Below are 15,407 nucleotides of genomic sequence, written 5' to 3' on the forward strand. Positions count from 1 at the left end.
AGGCAGCGGGTTTTCGGAGGGGGAAGCGCGAAACGCTTATTGCAGTTCGGCGAGCTTCTGCCAGGTGTCGATCACGGAGTCCGGATTCAACGACATCGACTCGATCCCCTGCTGCATCAGCCACACAGCCAGTTCCGGATGGTCGGATGGGCCTTGGCCGCAGATGCCGATGTATTTGCCGTGTTTGCGGCAAGCCTGGATGGCGAGGCTCAACAGCGCCTGCACGGCGGGATCGCGCTCGTCGAAGTCGGCCGCCAGCAGCTCCATGCCGGAATCGCGGTCCAGGCCCAGGGTCAGCTGGGTCAGGTCGTTGGAACCGATGGAGAAGCCGTCGAAGTGTTCCAGGAACTGTTCCGCCAGCACGGCGTTGGACGGCACTTCGCACATCATGATGACGCGCAGGCCGTTTTCGCCGCGTTTCAGGCCGTTCTTGGCCAGCAGCGCGATCACTTTCTCAGCCTGGCCCAGGGTACGCACGAACGGCACCATCAGCTCGACGTTGGTCAGGCCCATGTCGTTACGCACGCGTTTCATGGCCAGGCATTCCATCTCGAAGGACTCGGCGAAGTCTTCGGACAGGTAACGCGCCGCGCCGCGGAAGCCCAGCATCGGATTCTCTTCGTCCGGCTCGTAGCGCGAACCGCCGATCAGCTTCTTGTACTCGTTCGACTTGAAGTCGGACAGGCGCACGATGACTTTCTTCGGCCAGAACGCCGCGGCGATGGTCGCCACGCCTTCGGCCAGCTTGTCGACGTAGAAGGCTTTTGGCGAAGCGTGGCCGCGCGCCACCGACTCCACGGCCTTTTTCAGGTCGGCGTCGATGTTCGGATATTCCAGGATCGCTTTCGGGTGCACGCCAATATTATTATTGATGATGAACTCCAGGCGGGCCAGGCCCACACCGGCGTTCGGCACCGACTGGAAGTCGAAGGCCAGCTGCGGGTTACCTACGTTCAGCATGATCTTGGTCTTCAGTTCCGGCAGCTCGCCGCGCGAAACTTCCGACACTTCGGTTTCCAGCAGGCCGTCGTAGATCTTGCCCTCGTCGCCTTCGGCGCAGGACACGGTCACGAAGGTGCCGTCTTTCAGCAGTTCGGTCGCGTCGCCGCAACCCACCACCGCCGGCACGCCCAGCTCACGCGCGATGATCGCCGCGTGGCAGGTACGGCCGCCACGGTTGGTCACGATGGCGGAAGCGCGCTTCATCACCGGTTCCCAGTTCGGGTCGGTCATATCGGCCACCAGCACGTCGCCCGGCTGCACGCGTTCCATTTCGGATGGATCGTGGATCACGCGCACGGGGCCGGCGCCGATCTTCTGGCCGATCGCGCGGCCCGAGGTCAGCACGGTGCCGGTCGATTTCAGCTTGAAGCGCTGTTGCGCGTCGGTGGCTTTCTGCTGCGATTTCACGGTTTCAGGACGGGCCTGCAGAATATACAGCTTGCCGTCGCGGCCATCCTTGCCCCACTCGATGTCCATCGGACGGCCGTAGTGGCGCTCGATGATGACAGCGTATTTGGCCAGTTCCACGATCTCGGCGTCGTTCAGCGAGTAGCGGTTGCGCAGCTCGATCGGCACGTCCACGGTTTTCACCGAGCGGCCAGCCTTGGCTTCGTTGGTGAATTCCATCTTGATCAGCTTGGAGCCGATATTGCGGCGGATCACAGGCGATTTGCCCTGTTCCAGCATCGGCTTGTGGACGTAGAACTCGTCCGGATTGACGGCGCCCTGCACCACGGTTTCGCCCAGGCCGTAGCTGGAGGTGATGAAGACCACGTCCTTGAAGCCCGATTCGGTATCGATGGTAAACATCACGCCAGACGCGCCGACGTCGGAACGCACCATGCGCTGCACGCCGGCCGACAGGGCCACTTCAGCGTGGGTGAAGCCTTTGTGCACGCGGTAGGAAATCGCGCGGTCGTTGTACAGGGAAGCGAAAACGTGCTTCATCGCGTCCAGCACGTTGTCGATGCCGACCACGTTCAGGAAGCTCTCCTGCTGGCCCGCGAAGGAAGCGTCAGGCAGGTCTTCCGCGGTGGCGGAGGAGCGCACGGCGAAGGACACTTCGGTCGACGAATCGGCCACCAGACGGTCGTAGAAAGCGCGGATATCGGCTTCCAGGCGTGGCTGGAACGGGGTGTCCACGATCCATTGACGGATTTCGGCGCCGGCTTGCGCCAGGGCGCGCACGTCGTCGATATTCAGGCCTTCCAGACGCTCGGCGATGCGCTGGTCCAGCGGCTTGCCGCCAGCTTCGCTGTGGGTCAGGAAGTCACGGAAGGCTTGCGCCGTGGTGGCAAAGCCGCCCGGCACGCGCACACCGGCGCCGGCCAGCTGGCTGATCATCTCGCCCAGCGAGGCGTTTTTGCCACCGACGGACTCGACGTCCGTCATGCGCAGGTGTTCGAACGAGGCCACGTACACGGCCCCGCCTCCCTGGTCCTTCAATGCTGCGTTAGTCATAATGACACCTTTACTGATGATAGAAATCTTTGCGCAGGCATGCAGACATCTTCTTGCTTGTTATTCTTGGTGTCGTGCAGCACAATCCTACTGTTGCCTGACATTCTACAGCCTGCGGCGCAAATTGACGATTCACAATACTTACCCACACCACACTAATGACTTTTGAGCAACGTTCTGCCCTGCCCGCGTCGGCCCGTACCGTGTTTTTCGTCTCCGATGGCACCGGCATCACGGCCGAGACTTTTGGCCATTCCGTCCTGACCCAGTTCGACCTGCGCTTCCGCCAAATCCGCCTGCCCTTCATCGACACGCTGGACAAGGCCCATGAAGCGGCGCGCAAGATCAACGAGGTGGCGGCGGCCGACGGCCAGCGCCCGATCATTTTCTCGACCCTGGTCAAAACCGAGCTGTCGAGCGTGATCCGCCAATGCAACGGCATGCATATGGACCTGATCCAGACCTTCGTGGCGCCGCTCGAACAGGAGCTGGGCGTGAAATCGACCCACACCATCGGACGTTCCCACAATATTGTCGATAGCGAGGAATACAAGAACCGCATCGAAGCCATCAACTTCTCGCTGGCGCACGACGACGGCCAGTCGCACAAGAACCTGACCTCGGCCGACGTGATCCTGGTGGGCGTCTCGCGCTCGGGCAAGACCCCGACCAGCCTGTATCTGGCCATGCAGTACGGGATCAAGGCCGCCAACTACCCGCTGATCCCCGACGATTTCGAGCGCGGCAAGCTGCCCTCCTCCCTGTACGAATACAAATCCAAGATTTTCGGCCTGAGCATCACGCCCGAACGTCTGAGCGAAATCCGCAACGAGCGCCGCGCCGGCAGCAAGTACGCCGCCATCGAGAACTGCCGCTACGAAGTCAACGAAGCGGAAATGATGATGAAGCGCGAAGGCATCCGCTGGCTCTCCTCGACCACCAAGTCGATCGAGGAAATCGCCACCACCATCCTGCAAGAGATCAAGCCGGATCGCCGGGAGTATTGAGGCCGGATTGCCATGTCTGGCCAGTATCACGGCCTAGAAGGCGCCGGACCGGCCTGCCCTCTCCAGACAGCCGATCGCCGGCTGTCTGCCCGTGCTCCATAAATGAAGAGCTCGACGAATTATTTTCCGCTCAGCAGCGCCTCGAGCTTGTCCCGCGTTTCCTTCATGTCACCGAGGCTCAACCCTTTCCTGAAGCTTTCAATGGCCTTTGGCTTGTCGCCCCTGGCTGAATATAGATCGCCCAGGCAGTCGTAGGTATTCGGGTCATTCGGATAGTATTTTTGCATCTTTCACGACATGACGCTTGTCCCACCAGAGCGCGCCTTCCAGCGAAATATAGCTGTTAAACAGCTGCGGGCGATGCACCAGGGTATGCACCACTGCCAAACCGCCCACCGAGTGCCCGACAAATGTACGATACGGCGCGCTACGGTATTTGGCTTCGACATGGGAAATCAACTCTTTCTCTATATAGTCGAGAAATTGCCCCCCCTGCCTGCCGAATTCGGGAATTCCCTGTCCTTGCCGAAGGTAAGTTCCGCAAGCCTAAAGTGAATCTTTATTCAACAATGCCCACTATACACCGAAGCCTCGGCAACCGAATCCTCTCAGACCACCGTTCACTATCTGGCAAAATCATACGAGCGATTTTTTCTATCACCGCCAAATCCATTGTGCGAGAATGCCCCTCCCCCATGGATGGTGCGCATGATGACAAAACTCGCCGCAATCATAATTGGAATGGCACTGGTACTGGCAGCCTGCAAGCCCGCAGCCACAGCACCTGCACATGACATTCCTGCCGCAATGAGCCAGACCGCGACCACCCTGCTGCGGTCAAAACTTCTACACGCAACCTCGATTGCTGTGGTTTACCGCGACAAGGAATTCATTCTGCATCAAGGCGAGCTGGAGACCGGCAAAGCCAATCCGCCGAACGATACAACGCTTTATGAAATCGGCTCAGTCAGCAAAACTTTTGCTGGCCTGCTACTGGCGAACGCCGTGCTTGATGGGAAGGCAGCGCTCGACGATCCCATACAAAAGTACCTGACGGCGGCCTACCCGAACCTGCAGTCGCAGGGGCAGCGAATTCGCTTGTGCCATTTGATAACGCATACCAGCAATATGCCGGGCATGCTACCCTCGCAGGTAAACACCGTATTGAAGGATTTCACTGCACACGCCACGCCGGCAAAGCTCAATGCAGCCTACGCCAACTACGGGCAAGCACAATTCTGGCAGGACTTGCACAATGTCAGCATCAAAGGCCCGCTTGGTAAGGACTACGCATATTCAAGCGCCGGCACCGAACTCATTGCGCACACTCTCGAAAAAATCTACGGAATGCCCTATGAAGTCCTGCTCAGGCAATTCGTCGCGCGCGAAGCCGGCATGCAAGATACCAAACTGAGAATTACAAGCAAGGATAGCGGCCGGCTAGCCCCCGGCTACCACAGTGACAATCCCGTCATCACCACACCGATGCCACAACTGCCTTGGGGGGCCGCCGGCAACCTGAAGTCGACTATGCCGGATATGGCAAAGTACCTGCGCCTGCAATTGGGCGCCAATCCTGCGGTCGTTGAATCGCACAAGCCGCTGGTACGCTTTCAGGACGACTTCAGCATTGGCTATTTCTGGAACATCGGTACCAATCGCCAGTTAGGCACGCATTATGTACACCATGGCGGCGTGCCGCGTGCGCAAAGCTACGCCTACATCGTTCCTAAATATCAACTGGGGGTCTTCATCATCACCAACCAGAGCGGCGACGCTACTGCCAGTGCCATGGAAAGCGCGCTGGCGCATGTTTTCGACACAGTGGAATCCATGGAAAACGCGAAATAGTGAAGAAGGTAGGGCCGGAATCTACTGGCCCGCCCCTGTCAGTCTGGGCTTGGCTCCGGTATCATGCCGGTATGAATGAAATTTCCCCTCCCCCGTTTATCATTGGTGTCGCTGGCGGCAGCGGCAGTGGCAAGTCCACGGTATCCCAGCAAGTGTTAGCTTCGTTCGGCGCAGATATGGTTTCGGTCGTGATGCAGGACGACTACTACTGCGATCAATCCGACCTCACCCTTGAGGTTCGCCGCCAGCAGAATTACGACCATCCGCAGGCCTTCGACTGGCCACTCTTGATACAGCATGTCCAGGCCTTGCGCAATGGACAAACAATCGAGATGCCGGTGTACGACTTCACAGTCAGCAACCGCTCCAACAAGACCATTCCCGTTAAACCAGCCCCGGTCATCGTGATCGAAGGGCTGTTTACCTTGTATAACGCGGACTTGCGCAAAATGATGTCGCTGAAGATCTTTGTCGACACAGCCCCCGACGTGCGCTTCATCCGCCGCATGCAGAGGGATGTTGCCGAACGCGGCCGCTCGCTGGAAAGCATCGTCACCCAGTATATGGAAACGGTACGTCCGATGCACAAGCAATTCATCGAGCCAACCAAGCGCCACGCCGACGTAATCCTGCCGCACGGCGCGAATGGGCCGGCCGTCGATATCATCACCACCAAGGTAGCGAGCATCATCGGCCAATTGCCGCGTCCCTGATCTGCTACAGCTTTTTAGACATAAAGATACGGCTGATTCCTTCGCGGCCAGAGCTTACCTCGCCAAACCTGATCCAGCCGTTTTTTTCGTAGAATCCGGGTGCCTGGAAGCTGATGGTGTAGAGCACGGCGGAACCGCAACCGCGTTCGCGTGCTTCGTCTTCAAACGCTTTCAGGACTTGGGTGCCCAATCCCGAACCACGCAGGGTATCGGGCAAGTAGAACAGGTCCAGAAACGCCAGGCCAAGGGAGGTTCTGCCGACGGCGCCTCCCAGTATCTCATCGCTATCGGGGTCCCTGACAATCACGCTCAGGGGACGTCGATCGCTTAATCCCGCTTTTAGTTCATTGAATTCATCCAAGCCCTTGCCGATGACTTTCTCGAATTCGGGGTCAGCCTTATCACCGATAACTATAACGTTCTGTTTCAAATTTTCCCCTTCCTATTTAGCACTGGGAATTCCCATGCTTGTCATGACTCGTACTGCATTGTCCTTGCAATCAATATCGTCAGGCCTGGAGTCGATAAGCTGGATCAAGGAGCGCAGATGCGCCTTGTTTTGAGCCAGTCGGATCTCCAGCGATTCGATATCCGCAATCTTTTTTTTCAGCGCAGCGATCAATTCATCGTGCCGCCATGAAGAAATGTCTTCCGGCAGTACCTGCTTGATTTCCTCAAGTGAAAAGCCGACCTTTTGCGCGTCGTTGATGATCGCCAGCAGCGCTACCGCCTCAAGCGGATACTCCCGATAGCCATTCGACAGCCTGCTTACGGCTTTCAACAAGCCCTTGGACTCATAAAAGCGGATAGTCGATGCCGCCAGGCCGCTACGTTTGGCTAATTCGCCGATTTTCATTGAACCTCCCTCCCCGGCGATTTTAAGACCAAACACAAAAAATCGCCGCAATGTCTTCTTTTCTCCAGCTAATCCCTGCCGCCAAGGGCATTTAGCAGGGCTTGGGCCACTTCCTTGCTCGATCCAGGATTCTGACCGGTGATAATGCGGCCGTCAGTGACGGTAAAACTGCGGAACGGAATCAGGGTAGTGGGACTTACTTCGCAACTATAGGCTTAAAGCTAACTTCAATGTCAAGCGCAGAAGAAGATGCAAAATTTCTGCTTTTAGTGCTTGACCTTAAAGTGAACTTTAAGCTTATCGTGGGGTCATTCCAACCCAGGAGATAGCAATGAATCCCTTTAGCGAACTGACCTTACCCAATGGAAGCGTCATCCGGAATCGCCTTGCCAAAGCGGCCATGGAAGAGAACATGGCCGACGAACACCAAGCCCCCTCCGATCATCTGATCAAGCTATACCAATCTTGGGCCGACGGCGGCGTCGGCCTGATCATCACCGGAAATGTGATGATCGACCGCCGGGCCATGACCGGGCCGGGTGGCGTTGTCCTCGAAACCGAAGCATTCATCGAACGCTTTAAACAATGGTCCAAGGCAGCCCGCTCTCAAGGCGCGCAAATCTGGATGCAGATTAACCATCCAGGGCGCCAGATGCCGGCCGCTCTTGGCCAGGAAACCATTGCGCCATCCGCTGTCGCGATGGACCTTGGCAATCTATCCAGCCAGTTTTCCAAGCCGCGCCAAATGAACGAAGAAGACATTGCCGACGTCAGGCGCCGGTTTGTCCGAACCGCGCAGCTGGCTAAACAGGCCGGCTTCAACGGCGTGCAGATTCACGCCGCGCATGGCTACCTGATCAGCCAGTTCCTGTCCCCGATCACCAACAAGCGCAGCGATCGCTGGGGCGGTGCCATCGAGAACCGCGCCCGCCTGCTGATCGACATCGTCAGGGACGTGCGGCAGGCCGTGGGCAAGGATTTTGCCGTCTCGGTCAAGATCAACTCGGCCGACTTCCAGCGCGGCGGCTTCAGCTCCGACGACGCGAAAAAAGTCGTCGCCCTGCTCAACCCTTTAAAGCTGGATCTGATCGAGCTGTCCGGCGGCAGCTACGAAGCGCCAGCAATGCACCGACAAGCCCGCGATGGCCGCACGCTGGCGCGCGAAGCGTACTTTCTCGAATTCGCCAAGGACATTGCCACCGTTGCAGAAATACCAGTCATGGTCACTGGCGGCATCCGGCGCTATCAGGTCGCGGAGCAGGTAAGCAGCGGTATCGATATGGCCGGCATGGGCACGGCGCTTGCGCTCAATCCCAACCTGCCTGGCGAATGGCGCTCGGACCGGTCTGCAACCGCCTTGCTGCGCGCCGTTACCTGGAAAAACAAGATGATGGCATCCGCCGCCCACATGGCGATGGTGAAGTACCAGCTGCGGCGTCTCAGCAAAGGGAAAGGCACCAACCCGAACGTCCTGCCTGTTTTGGCGCTGCTTGAACAGCGCCTGCAAACCAGGATTCAGAACAGAAACTACCGCCGCAGGATGGACAACGCCCTCGTCGCGGCCTAACGATCAGTAGAAAGGTTTAAGCATGAATATCAAGAAGATGACGATGGTCTGTGGACTGGTTTTAAGCGCTTTGGCAGCGCCGTCCTGGGCCGGCAACGCGGCTGAAAGCAAGGTTCTGATCAATATCGGCGGCCATGAGGTGCCGGTCGTCGCCGGCGGCTTGTACGACCGCTACCGCTCAAATCCGCCACTGTCCGTCATTGCGGCCGAAGCGCCCGACGTCGATCTCAGCTGGTTCAAGGGTCTGAAGAAAGAGAAAGCAGATATCGGTTTCGAATCCTACTCCCCCAACTTCTACTACAAGAACAGCAAAATTACCGCCGTCTTTACGGCAGACATTGGCCGCTTGCGCGAGCTGATGCCGGAGAAAATTCTGAAAGAAGTGCAGCCGCTCCAAGTCTGGCCGGGGCGCGGTGTAGTGGCATTAACAGCCTATACCTACCAATACTGCGACAACGACAGCTACAACGAGATTTCGCTCTCCATTGTGACCAACAAGCCGGGCAAATCCAGCTTCGGCCCGTTCACGCTGCTGGGGCAATCCTCCTCCGGCGATTTCTGGGGCTATGTGCTGAAGCTGCCGGTGAATACCGAACTGGCAAGGGTGAGAGGCGTGGTGGGCTACAACCTGCCCAAATGGCTGACCGGCATCGAGTACAAGGAAAGCGACAAAGCCGTGTCCTTCGTGGTGAACGACAGCGAAACCGGCAAGGTGGACTTTGTCTTTGAAGGCAAAAAGCTGAGCGACCTTTCGCATAAGGCCGAAGTCGTAAAAGGCAGCTTCACGAACCTCGACAAGGAAGGCCAACTGACATACGGCTACGCCCTTTCGCGGCAACTCAGCTACGCATCCAGTACGAGCTCGGACTCCGTCGATCTGAAACTAAATGATGGCAGTTTTTCGGCCTACCTCAAATCGCTGAAAATGGGGAAGATGCTGAAGTATGAATATGTGCCGGAATTCCAAAGCGCGCTGTACGCGCCCAAGTCCTTGAGTGATTTTTTCACGAAGCAGTAGTATTTTAGCAAGCGGAGATTTCACCGCCATCCTGGGTGAACCTACGTTTGCGACAACGCGTGTTTTGGTACTGTTTTCCATCGAAATTCCACGTGGACGTGTATTCCTCAACAGCATTGTGTCCGATCAGTTCCAGGTCACGGTGGCCCTTGCTTACGGTATTCAAAACGCGCACTCCATCCCCCCCACCTTTAAGCATAATCTTATAGAGAATCTTCCCATTTTTTCTGTGCGTCGTGACAAACCAATACCTGAACAGGTGTGCTCCATAGAATGCGGAGCAATGGGGTTCCAAGGCGGGTCGAACAAAATAGTCGCTTAAGCCATCATCATTCAGTTGAATTGCCTTGGCTATAAACAATTTACCGATGGCGTTCTTCCTCAGCCCCTTGTCCTGCAGGCACTCTCTAAGCTGTGCGGTATCCTCCTGCTCGCTTTGGAGAATCAGCTTCACCACGCCTGCCGGGGGTTCAATTTTTCCGTCCAAGTCTAGCTCTGTCTCGGAGTAAAGCAAGACTTGAGCTGGGCTTGACGACGCCCACAGGATCGAAAAAACAAGGAATAAAGCACTTCGCATAATTGCTACGCCTGACGGGCCGCCAGCCGCGGCAGATAGCTGGCGACCATCGCCGCCGAGACTTTCGCCACCTGCTGCGGATTGAGCGGAACGTCGAACAGCAACTCCACGCCGGCGTAGATCATATCGATGGCCACGCGCCCGGCCAGCATCAGCTCCTCCTGCGGCACGTTCGGAAAGGCTTCGGCCAGCAGGCCCGCTTGCGCCTCCGCCACCATCGCATGCGAATCCAGGCGGATGTTCTGCACGGTCGGCACCGCGCGCAAGGCGCGCAAGATCCAGACGCCACCGGGCATCTCCTCCGTGACGGCGTAGGTTTCGAGCAGCAGGCCTGCCAGCGCTTCTTCAATCGCCGGCACGGGACCGGCCAGCACCTCCGCCGTGATCCAGCGCGGAATTAGCTCATTCTGCTTGTCCATCAGGCGCTTGCCCAACTCGCACAGCAAGGCGTACTTGTTCGGGAAATAGCGGTACAGCGCCGGCGGCGTCAGGCCGGCCCGCTCGCACACCATATTCGTCGACAGGCGTTCGATGCCGACGTCGGCCAGCAGCTCGGCCGCCGCTTTCAAAATCAGTTCGTAAGTTTCCGTGCCGCGCTGCTGCGCGGGCATTTTTTTGGCTGCCAGGCTGGGGTTACGTTTGGTGCTGCGAGTAGCCATGTGTCGAAAAAGTTGAAGACGTGATGGGGATGAATTATCCCATGAATAAAATTGTTGCTAAACGATAGTCATAACTATACGATAGTTAAAACTACCAAAACTGGAGGAGACATGAAAAAGTTGCTTGCAATTTGGATGTGTACCAGTGCCGGCGCCGCGTTCGCCGCCCCACCAGAAGAAGCCAAGGGCTTGTGGCTCACCGCCGAGAAGGATGCGGTCATCGAGTTCAACGCCTGTCCCGACCGCGCCAACTCCCTCTGCGGCCGCATCGTCTGGGACAAGGATGCCGGCACCGCCAAGGACACCTGCGGCGAACAGATCGCCCAGCTCAACCGCTACGATGGCGAGGCCTGGCGCGACGGCTGGATCTACGACCCGCGCGACAAGAAAACCTATAAAGGCACGCTGCGCGTCAAGGACCGCATCCTCAAGATGCGCGCTTTCGTCGGCGTCGAAGTGCTCGGCCAGACCGAGCAGATGACACACGTCGATGCCTTGCCGGCCACGCCGGTCTGCAAAAAATAATCAGCTGTCGCAGTTTCGTCGCACCAAAACAAAAAACAAACGGAGACTCCCATGCGTCACACTTCCACCGCCGTTTTGGCGGCAATGGCTTCGCTCGCCCTTTTTTCCCCCACCTCGCACGCCGCCGAGCGTGAAGTCGCGTCCTACGCGCTCGATACCGACGTCACCGTCTTCACCGATCTGCGGACGCGCGGCCTTTCCGATTCACTGATGCGGCCTGCGGCAAAACTGGGACTGCAGTTGGCGCACGAAAGCGGCTTGGTCGCCATCGTCGAAGTGGTCAACGTCAGCAAGAAGCAATTCCTGAACGGCCGCGGCATCGACGTGACGATTGGCGGCGGCTACCGCTTCGGCGACCCTGAAGCCTGGCACTTCGGCGTTGGTTTGGCGGCCGAACTGTTCCCGGGCGCGAGGTTTGAGGCGCCGCATGGTTTCGATATGGCGGACTTCACTCCAACCGGAGTTCGCAGCACCAGCTACAACAGCCGCTTCGCCCTGTTCGAATTCGGCTACGGCAATGTCGAAGGCCGCCTTCTCGATGTCATCTCCAAGACGTATCGCGGCGCCGATACCGGCGGCGTCTGCGGCTCGCTGCTGCAGTTTTCCGCCGATCCCACTCCTGCCTTCGAATGCTATGCGCGCGGCGATCACAATTCGCGCGGCTCCCTGCTCTTCGACCTGACCTACAAAACCGACATCGCCCCGGCCACCACGCTCACGCTGCACGCTGGCCGGCAACGCGTCGCCAACTTCTCCGAAGCGAATTTCAACGATTACCGTGTTGGCCTGACACGCAAGCAATGGGGCTTCGAATGGAATGCCGACTGGGTCATGACCCGCAACAAGGTGCGCGAACTCTATTTGGCCATTGACGGCAACAAGGTGCGCGCCACCGACAAGGACAAGCTGATGCTGTCCGTAACGCGCCGCTTCTGAGGATAGGGTCATGACAATCAGATTCATCACGGCCGCCGCGCTAGGACTGGCCGCGGCATTCGGCGCGCAGGCCGAACCGACCGAGCGCCAAATCAAGCTATTGCAGAACAACTGCGTGCAATGCCACGTCCGGCCAAACACCGGCACGCCCTTGATGGGCCGCCCCGAGGACTGGAAGGACCGCAAGCGCCAGGGCGAGGAAGCCATGCTGCGCAACGCCATCCAGGGCATACGCGGCATGCCGCCGGCCGGCTATTGCGCCGCCTGCGATGAAGCCGACCTGCGCGTGCTGGTGCGCATGGTGGCCGGATTGAAGGAGAAACAATGACGCAAACGAGTAGACGCCGTTTTCTTGAAGCGACAGCGGCAGGCATGGCCGCCACGCTGCTGCCGGGCTGCGTGTCCCGTTCCTCCGAACCGCAAATGCCGGTGCCTTATGAACTGGGTAAGCCGCTGCCCTGGGTGAACTGGGCGGGCAACCAGCACTGCCTTCCCGCGCAGCGCCTGGGGCCAGCCTCGGAATCGGAAGTGGTCGATATCCTGCGCCAGGCCAAGGGCGTGGTGCGGGCCGTGGGTTCCAGCCATTCCTTCAGCGGCGTGGTACCGACCAACGATACGCTGGTCGCCACCGACTTGCTGAGCGGCCTGGCCAGCCACGATGCGCAAACGCTGCAAGCCGAATTGTGGGGCGGCACGCGGCTGCACGATGTCGGCCCGCTGTTGGAGAGCGTCGGCCAGGCGCTGGTCAATATGCCTGATATGGACTACCCCTCGCTGGCCGGTTCCATCGCCACCTCGGTCCACGGCACCGGGCCGCGTTTCGGTTCGATGTCGAACTACGTTGCGGGCATTACGCTGGCAACGCCGAGCGGCGAGCTGCTGGACTGCTCGGCCACGCAGAACGCGGAGATCTTCAACGCGGCCCGCGCATCGCTTGGCGCCTTGGGCATCGCCACCCGCATCCGGATGCAGAACCAAGCGGCCTTCCAGCTCACCGAAGTTAACCGCATCGAGAAAACGGAAGATGTGCTGGCCGATCTGGACAAGCGCATGGCCCAGCATCGGCACTTCGAATTCCTGCCGCTGCCGCATTCCGATTTTTGCGTAACGGTGGCGACCGATTTGGCCAAACCAGGCGACAGCAAGGCCGGGGAAGACGATCCCCAGGTCGTTCTCGATCTGCGCAAGATTTTCAACGCGGTGGGCTGGATGCCCAATTCCAGCGCCGTCTACGACTGGCTCCTGAAAACCCTGCTGGGCGGCGCCGGATCAACCATCAACACCGGTCCATCCTACAAGGTGTTTCCGCATGTGCGGGTGGTCCGCTTCCGCGAAATGGAATACACGGTGCCGCTCGAATCGGGTCCGGCCTGCGTGCGCGAAATCCTGAAGACGATGCGCGACAAGAAGATCCCAGTGTGCTTTCCGCTGGAATACCGGCACGTCGGCGCGGACGATATCTGGCTGTCGATGTTCGAGGGGCAGCCCGGCGCGTCCATTTCGGTGCACCAGTTCGGCGATACCGACTACCGGCTCTACTTCGCCGAGATCGAGCCAATCTTCTGGAAATACAAAGGCCGGCCGCACTGGGGCAAGATCCATACGCTCGACGCCGCCCGCCTGGCGCCGCTGTATTCCAGGCACTGGAAGGACTTCCACGAAGTCCGCCGTTCACTCGACCCTCAGGGGAAGATGCTCAACACCCACCTGAAACATATTTTCGGAGCTTGAGATGGTTTCACGCCGCACCCTACTGCTTGGCGGCACAGCCGCTGCCGCCACCGCTCTCGCCTTCTCCAGGCCTGCAGAATCCAGCGGCGGACATTCGCCCTACTTCGCCGGACTCAATACCCTGCTGCGCAAGAACGGCATCGACAGGCCTGTGCTTCTGATTGACCTGGACCGGCTTGACCGCAATATCGATCGCGTCATCAAATCCGCCAAGACCGGAACGCCGCGTACTTTCCGCATTGTCGCCAAGTCCGTCCCCAGTCCGGCGCTGATCGACTACATCGCCAAGCGCGCGGGAACCGAATCGGTGATGGTATTTCATCGCCCCTTCATCCAGGAGCTGGCACAGCTTCGGCCGCAGTCCGATCTGCTGCTCGGCAAACCCATGCCCGTGGCGGCCGTCGACACCTTCTACAAGCAGCACAAGGGGCCGTTCGACCCGTCACGGCAGCTGCAATGGCTGGTCGATTCGGATGCGCGGCTGGCGCAATATCTGCAATGGGCGAAAGGACAAGGACAGCGCCTGCGCATCAATCTGGAAATCGACGTCGGCCTGCACCGGGGCGGCTTCACCGGTCCAGCAGCGGCCGCGCAGGTGCTGCGCGTCATTGCCGCCAATCCCGAACAGCTGGCGTTCTCCGGTTTCATGGGCTACGACGCGCACATCATGGGCCTGCCCGGCATGCTCGCCCAACGGGAAGTGCCAAAGGTCAAAGCCCGCTATGCGGCTTTCGTCGATATGCTGGCGCGCGAATTCCCCCAACTGCACCAAGGGCCGCTGACCTTCAACGGTGCCGGCAGCCCGACTTTCCGCCACCACGAGACAGGCTCGCACCTCAACGACATCTCGGTCGGCACCGCCTTGTTGAAACCTTCCCACTACGACCTGCCCGTCCTGGCCGACTTCGAACCCGCCGCCTTCATTGCCACACCGGTCCTGAAGCGCCACGCCAACACCGGCGTTCCGACCATGGAATGGCTGAGCGGCCCGATGGTCGCCTGGAACAGCAATAGCGCCGACATCCTGTTCGCCTACGGCGGCAACTGGCTGGCCGATCCTGAATCGCCGGCCGGCGTCAGCAAGGCGGGCCTATACACCAGCTCAAACCAGGAAGGCTATCTCGCTGCAAAAGGCGTCACCCTCGCCCCCGATGATTTCCTGTTCCTGCGGCCGACACAGTCGGAAGCGGTGCTGCTGCAGTTCGGCGATCTGGTCGGCATACGTGGCGGCAAGGTCGAATGCCGCTGGCCGGTGCTGGAGTCTCACATTTGAAAATACGAGTTATGCAAACTCGATGCCATCAGTGGTCGGTGAAATACACTCCGGCGCATTCCATAGCTTATGATAGTTTAAGGTATATATTCTATCAACATAAGATGGTATTCTTAGCATACCAAGACGGGAAGAGCTAGGGAAGCGCTGATCAATTCACCCTTTTAGCGAGATTGGTGCGCAAAAAAGGTGGAACTATGAGCCGATCAAGCATATTTCCGTTCGATTTGA

General features: G+C 58.7%; 16 protein-coding genes. 10 read left to right on the top strand and 6 right to left on the bottom strand.

Annotated features, from left to right (window positions below):
• Positions 1-36 precede the first annotated feature (36 nt).
• Positions 37-2,463 carry a phosphoenolpyruvate synthase gene (ppsA, locus tag FHS03_RS27315; RefSeq protein ID WP_183444059.1) on the bottom strand — a complete coding sequence of 809 codons (2,427 nt, stop codon included), beginning with the start codon at positions 2,461-2,463 and terminating at the stop codon, positions 37-39.
• A 158-nt stretch (positions 2,464-2,621) separates the two neighbouring features.
• On the opposite strand from ppsA, the gene ppsR reads away from it, so the two are divergent.
• Positions 2,622-3,470 (top strand): posphoenolpyruvate synthetase regulatory kinase/phosphorylase PpsR, encoded by an 849-nt coding sequence (ppsR, locus tag FHS03_RS27320; protein WP_183444060.1) that lies wholly within the window; start codon positions 2,622-2,624, stop codon positions 3,468-3,470.
• Between the two features lie 264 nt (positions 3,471-3,734).
• Here ppsR and FHS03_RS27325 read toward each other — a convergent pair whose 3' ends face one another.
• On the bottom strand, positions 3,735-3,983 hold the full coding sequence (locus FHS03_RS27325) for an alpha/beta hydrolase-fold protein (protein ID WP_371871781.1): 249 nt from the start codon (positions 3,981-3,983) through the stop codon (positions 3,735-3,737).
• Positions 3,984-4,178: 195 nt separating this feature from the next.
• Here FHS03_RS27325 and FHS03_RS27330 point away from each other — a divergent pair, with 195 nt between their 5' ends.
• Entirely contained in the window at positions 4,179-5,321 is a 1,143-nt protein-coding gene (locus FHS03_RS27330) for a serine hydrolase domain-containing protein (protein WP_221208278.1), read from the top strand.
• A gap of 71 nt (positions 5,322-5,392) precedes the next feature.
• Positions 5,393-6,034, top strand: a complete 642-nt coding sequence (gene udk / locus FHS03_RS27335; protein WP_183444062.1) for a uridine kinase — start codon at positions 5,393-5,395, stop codon at positions 6,032-6,034.
• 4 nt (positions 6,035-6,038) lie between these two features.
• Here udk and FHS03_RS27340 read toward each other — a convergent pair whose 3' ends face one another.
• Complete coding sequence (locus FHS03_RS27340) at positions 6,039-6,464, bottom strand: GNAT family N-acetyltransferase (protein WP_183444063.1); 426 nt, start codon at positions 6,462-6,464, stop codon at positions 6,039-6,041.
• Between the two features lie 12 nt (positions 6,465-6,476).
• Complete coding sequence (locus tag FHS03_RS27345; RefSeq protein WP_183444064.1) at positions 6,477-6,890, bottom strand: MerR family transcriptional regulator; 414 nt, start codon at positions 6,888-6,890, stop codon at positions 6,477-6,479.
• Positions 6,891-7,221: 331 nt separating this feature from the next.
• On the opposite strand from FHS03_RS27345, the gene FHS03_RS27350 reads away from it, so the two are divergent.
• Both FHS03_RS27350 and FHS03_RS27355 read left to right on the top strand, forming a co-directional pair.
• Entirely contained in the window at positions 7,222-8,457 is a 1,236-nt protein-coding gene (locus FHS03_RS27350) for an NADH:flavin oxidoreductase/NADH oxidase family protein (RefSeq protein ID WP_183444065.1), read from the top strand.
• A 22-nt stretch (positions 8,458-8,479) separates the two neighbouring features.
• On the top strand, positions 8,480-9,475 hold the full coding sequence (locus FHS03_RS27355; protein WP_221208279.1) for an acetoacetate decarboxylase (ADC): 996 nt from the start codon (positions 8,480-8,482) through the stop codon (positions 9,473-9,475).
• 4 nt (positions 9,476-9,479) lie between these two features.
• Here the strand turns inward: FHS03_RS27355 and FHS03_RS27360 are convergent, their stop codons facing one another.
• Positions 9,480-9,962, bottom strand: a complete 483-nt coding sequence (locus tag FHS03_RS27360; protein WP_183444066.1) for a hypothetical protein — start codon at positions 9,960-9,962, stop codon at positions 9,480-9,482.
• Between the two features lie 95 nt (positions 9,963-10,057).
• A complete protein-coding gene (locus FHS03_RS27365; RefSeq protein ID WP_229426469.1) occupies positions 10,058-10,663 on the bottom strand; it encodes a TetR/AcrR family transcriptional regulator in 606 nt (201 codons plus the stop codon).
• 183 nt (positions 10,664-10,846) lie between these two features.
• Here FHS03_RS27365 and FHS03_RS27370 point away from each other — a divergent pair, with 183 nt between their 5' ends.
• Genes FHS03_RS27370 through FHS03_RS27390 form a run of 5 tightly spaced genes read left to right on the top strand, consistent with a single transcriptional unit; the run spans position 10,847 to position 15,176 of the window.
• Positions 10,847-11,236 (top strand): DUF2147 domain-containing protein, encoded by a 390-nt coding sequence (locus FHS03_RS27370; protein ID WP_229426470.1) that lies wholly within the window; start codon positions 10,847-10,849, stop codon positions 11,234-11,236.
• A gap of 51 nt (positions 11,237-11,287) precedes the next feature.
• The gene (locus FHS03_RS27375) at positions 11,288-12,172 is read left to right on the top strand and encodes a TorF family putative porin (RefSeq protein WP_183444069.1); all 885 of its coding nucleotides are present in this window, start codon (positions 11,288-11,290) and stop codon (positions 12,170-12,172) included.
• Between the two features lie 10 nt (positions 12,173-12,182).
• Positions 12,183-12,500 (top strand): c-type cytochrome, encoded by a 318-nt coding sequence (locus FHS03_RS27380; RefSeq protein WP_183444070.1) that lies wholly within the window; start codon positions 12,183-12,185, stop codon positions 12,498-12,500.
• Positions 12,497-13,903 (top strand): D-arabinono-1,4-lactone oxidase, encoded by a 1,407-nt coding sequence (locus FHS03_RS27385; protein WP_183444071.1) that lies wholly within the window; start codon positions 12,497-12,499, stop codon positions 13,901-13,903. The genes FHS03_RS27380 and FHS03_RS27385 overlap by 4 nt, the downstream gene beginning before the upstream one ends.
• Position 13,904: 1 nt before the next feature.
• Positions 13,905-15,176 (top strand): alanine racemase, encoded by a 1,272-nt coding sequence (locus FHS03_RS27390; protein WP_183444072.1) that lies wholly within the window; start codon positions 13,905-13,907, stop codon positions 15,174-15,176.
• The last annotated feature ends 231 nt before the right edge of the window (positions 15,177-15,407 follow it).

Source organism: Pseudoduganella violacea (assembly GCF_014191875.1).
GTDB lineage: Bacteria > Pseudomonadota > Gammaproteobacteria > Burkholderiales > Burkholderiaceae_D > Rugamonas > Rugamonas violacea_A.